The 3,636-nt window shown below is 57.3% G+C and carries 5 protein-coding genes; 2 read left to right on the forward strand and 3 right to left on the reverse strand.

Features of this window, described 5'->3' with window-relative positions:
• Nucleotides 1-741, reverse strand: a 741-nt coding sequence (locus tag ACIQ17_RS32020) for an NADH-quinone oxidoreductase subunit D (protein ID WP_398473573.1), incomplete at its 3' end; no start/stop codon positions are given.
• Here ACIQ17_RS32020 and ACIQ17_RS32025 point away from each other — a divergent pair.
• Together ACIQ17_RS32025 and ACIQ17_RS32030 are read left to right on the forward strand one after the other, a co-directional pair.
• Complete coding sequence (locus ACIQ17_RS32025) at nt 716-1,189, forward strand: DUF3551 domain-containing protein (protein ID WP_398473577.1); 474 nt, start codon at nt 716-718, stop codon at nt 1,187-1,189. The two genes, ACIQ17_RS32020 and ACIQ17_RS32025, sit on opposite strands and share 26 nt — an antisense overlap.
• Nucleotides 1,190-1,223: 34 nt before the next feature.
• Complete coding sequence (locus ACIQ17_RS32030; RefSeq protein WP_398473574.1) at nt 1,224-2,105, forward strand: manganese catalase family protein; 882 nt, start codon at nt 1,224-1,226, stop codon at nt 2,103-2,105.
• A 65-nt stretch (nt 2,106-2,170) separates the two neighbouring features.
• On the opposite strand, the gene ACIQ17_RS32035 is transcribed toward ACIQ17_RS32030, so the two are convergent.
• A complete protein-coding gene (locus ACIQ17_RS32035) occupies nt 2,171-2,500 on the reverse strand; it encodes a hypothetical protein (protein ID WP_398473575.1) in 330 nt (109 codons plus the stop codon).
• Between the two features lie 524 nt (nt 2,501-3,024).
• A complete protein-coding gene (locus tag ACIQ17_RS32040) occupies nt 3,025-3,192 on the reverse strand; it encodes a hypothetical protein (RefSeq protein WP_398473576.1) in 168 nt (55 codons plus the stop codon).
• Nucleotides 3,193-3,636: the final 444 nt, after the last annotated feature.

Here is a 3,636-nt window from a genome sequence, read left to right on the forward strand (position 1 = left end):
GTCGAAGTCGAGCTCGGCGTAGCATTCGTAGGGCTGCGACTTGCGACGGTCCCAGGCTGCCCCGGAACCGCGAACCATCACGCCAGAAAAGCCGCGCTTCCAGGCCTCATCAAGCGAGATTACGCCGATATCAACGTTCCGACCCTTGAAGATGCGGTTATTGGTCAAGAGATCGTCCAGATCATCAACGACCTCCAGGAACGGGTCGCACCAGGCATCGATGTCCTCGATCAATTGGTTCGGAAGATCCTGATGGACCCCGCCAGGTCGGAAGTAGTTCGCGTGCATGCGGCTTCCGGAAGCTCGCTCGTAGAAGACCATCAATTTCTCCCGCTCCTCGAACCCCCACAATGGCGGGGTGAGCGCTCCGACGTCCATCGCTTGGGTCGTGACGTTGAGGAGATGCGACAGAATCCGACTGATTTCGAGATAAAGAACCCGGATCAGTTGAGCACGGTATGGCGGCGTGATGCCAAGGAGCTTCTCGATTGCGAGGCAAAACGCGTGCTCCTGGCTCATCGGCGCGACATAGTCCAGACGATCGAAGTATGGGATCGCCTGCAGATATGTCTTCGCTTCGATAAGCTTCTCGGTGCCGCGGTGAAGAAGACCGATGTGTGGATCGACGCGTGTGACGACCTCTCCGTCCAATTCAAGGATCAAGCGAAGGACCCCGTGAGCGGCCGGGTGCTGCGGACCAAAGTTGATCGTGAAAGTGCGAGGATTCTGTTCAACCGCCATCCACATCCTCGCTTTGTCTCGCGCGCAGTATGCAGATGTTCTACCTCAAAATATTCCGTGTCTGCCCGCTGCGCGACATACGCCGGACATCGGCCCCCAAAAAGAAAAACTGCAGCGTAGGAACAGGGCGGAAAACTATGGCTTCCATGACTATGCAATCACGGAGTTTCCCATATCGAGCGATTATAGCTTCTTCGTTCGTCGCTTGTCGCATCTCGCTGCCAGCGCAAGCCGCTCCGACTACCCGTTCCGCCAATGCACAACCGTTACCAGAGGAACGCCGGACTGCTCCTTCACATCCTACAATCAGTGTCAGGCATCGATCAGCGGTGTAGGCGGCGACTGCATCCGCAATCCGCGGTTCCATTCGTCGCCGGGAAAGGCGCTGGAACCGCCGTGTTTATTGAGAAGCACTCGTCCTGCTCACAAGCGACGACCCCCGGGGTAAATCTCGGAGGCGTTGCGCATCCCAAGGAACGCAAATGTATTATTTCGACAAACGACTTCAGTACCCCGTTGAAGTTGCGAGCCCTGATCCAATCTTTGCCCGACAGCTCCAGCAAGCAATCGGCGGCGTCGAAGGTGAGATTCGCGTCTGCCTGCAATACTTTTTCCAAGCGTGGGGCGCACGAGGCCCGGCTAAGTATCGCGACGTTCTGCTAAACACCGCGACCGAAGAGATCAGCCACATTGAGATGCTGGCCACGGCCGTCGCTCTCAATCTGGAAGACGCTCCAGCAACCCTTCAGGAAAGTGCCGCGACCGCAAATCCCATCGTCGGTGCCGTACTCGGCGGCGAACGCCCTCGGCATATTGTCGAAGGCATGCTTCATCGTCACATCCTGTCAACCGGCATGGCCGCTTTCCCCGCCAACTGCGACGGTGTGCCTTTCGACTGCTCCCACGTCTATGCCAGCGGAAACATCGCCGCAGACATGTATGCGAACGTCGCGGCTGAAAGTACCGGTCGTACCCTTGCTGTCCGTCTTTTCAATGCGACGGCCGACGAGGGCATGCAGAGAATGCTCAGCTATCTGATCGCGCGAGACACGATGCACCAGCAGCAATGGCTTGCGGTTATCGAAGAGCTCGGCGGGACAGCAGCGTTGCCGATTCCGAACTCCTTCGACCGAACGAAAGAGGCGCAGGAGTTTGCCTATATGTTCATGGGCACGGAGAGGAACGGCACACCTGTCCCGCCCGGCGCCTATTCGGAAGGGCCCAGCCCCGATGGCAAGGGCAGCTTCGAGTTCCGAGCGTTCGAACCGCTGGGACAAGAGCCGGTATTAGGTCCGGCACGTCCGGACTCGGCGGCACAAGCCGAGCAAATGTCAGAGGCGCCGACTACGAATTCGATTATATAACAACGGGCGGCCCTCACGCCCGAGGGCCGCCCCCTAAACAGGGAGAGCGCTAGGCGCCTGCGCCGCTAGAAGACGCTGGCCGCCGCCCACTCCTCTTTCAAACTGCCGCGGAGCTGGGTCGTCAAGACGGCGTTTCCCGGGGAAGGATTAGCACTTAGGACACCAGCCATTTCCAACTGTCTGACTGCCAATGTCTCGAATGCGCGACCAAGCCAATCCTCAAAGGTCTGAGCGTCCGCTAAACTCACTTCGTATAGCGGCTTCAAATCGGATAAATCTGCCAAGTCACAGACAAGCAGCATATAGCGCCAATAGGCGGTCTCCTGCGCTTTGTACGCTAGCAACTGGCATGTCCAATCGACGAGCAGCGGATTATCAGTTTGAAGCTCCGGCATTGACTGTCCTAGTGCGGGGCCCGCCCGGTCGCGAAGCGCCTCATGGGCTTCTAACACCCTAAGCCGATCACTGAGCGCTCTAGCCGCGTGAATAGCCGTTTGGACACGAGCTCGTTCCACTGGAAAACCTGTCAAGGCCGCGTCAAGCCCTGCCAAGCAGCGACGGATTGGTGTTTGGGCAGACCGGATTTGCCGGATGGCAGCTGCGCTCGTAGAACGCAGGTACTCCTTATGTGGGAAGGGCGTCCATAGCATGTGGTCATTCCCTAGATTCGTAATCTCAGTTCTGTCATTTCCGCTCAGGAAAATGGTAATTGACGTCCCTGTTCCTGACCAAGGCTATATCCGAAATCACAACTTCATTGGTCTGGCCTGATGCAAGCGCTGCCGCGTCGCTGACCTCGGCTCATTCTCTCGCCTGAAACGAATCACCGCGTCTCATACCCAGCAGACATTTGCTTGCAAATAGCTGCAGTAATTATCTGAGTTTATCCAGGCATCGCACTCCTCGCTTTTGGCAGCGCCTACCGATTGGCATCAGGAGAGTCGAGCCAAAGCGAGCAACCGTCGGGTGCCTCGCCATCTTGGGGTTGCGTGCGAGCTTTCTCCGCGCTTTCCTGTCTTTTCCGCTGATCCTTTCGCTGCCATTCATCAAGCTGCTTGCGGGTAAGTGTGCGCTCATCGTCGATCATGCGAGCTCCTTTCGCATAGTAACGACAATCAACATCTCTGTTCCGACGACTGGAAGCTTCGCAGCTTCGGCAAATCTCTCGCGGGAGCGGCGCTTGAAGCTTCGAGGTCTCAAGCGGCGCTGTCTTATTGCGGCCTTGAGGTCGCGTTGCACTCGTTGTGAGGAGCGAGGTCGCCGCCGGCTTCCTAAACCTGTCAAGGCTGCCTGTGATATCGGACGAACGCCGGATCAAAGAAGCGTGACGGTACGTCTTCCGGGCTGCAAGCATCGCAGCTAAGTGGCCACGTGAGCAACGGCGTCAGGACATGCCGAAAGCTCAATGATCTTGCGAACGCAACGATCAACGTTTGCCGACCGTTGCCAGTTTAAGTGGTTCAATTCGCGCCGATCATCAGAAGCGCCTTGTGAAATCGACTGAGTGTGGGTTAGCACCTGGAGCTTCTCC

Origin of the sequence: Tardiphaga sp., from assembly GCF_044340795.1 — a bacterium.
Classification (GTDB): domain Bacteria; phylum Pseudomonadota; class Alphaproteobacteria; order Rhizobiales; family Xanthobacteraceae; genus Tardiphaga.

What these genes read in the sequence shown, in the direction of transcription:
- ACIQ17_RS32030 (WP_398473574.1), top strand. Translation starts at nt 1,224, where the DNA reads ATGTATTATTTCGACAAACGACTTCAGTACCCCGTTGAAGTTGCGAGC.
- ACIQ17_RS32035 (WP_398473575.1), bottom strand. Translation starts at nt 2,500, where the DNA reads ATGCCGGAGCTTCAAACTGATAATCCGCTGCTCGTCGATTGGACATGC.
- ACIQ17_RS32040 (WP_398473576.1), bottom strand. Translation starts at nt 3,192, where the DNA reads ATGATCGACGATGAGCGCACACTTACCCGCAAGCAGCTTGATGAATGG.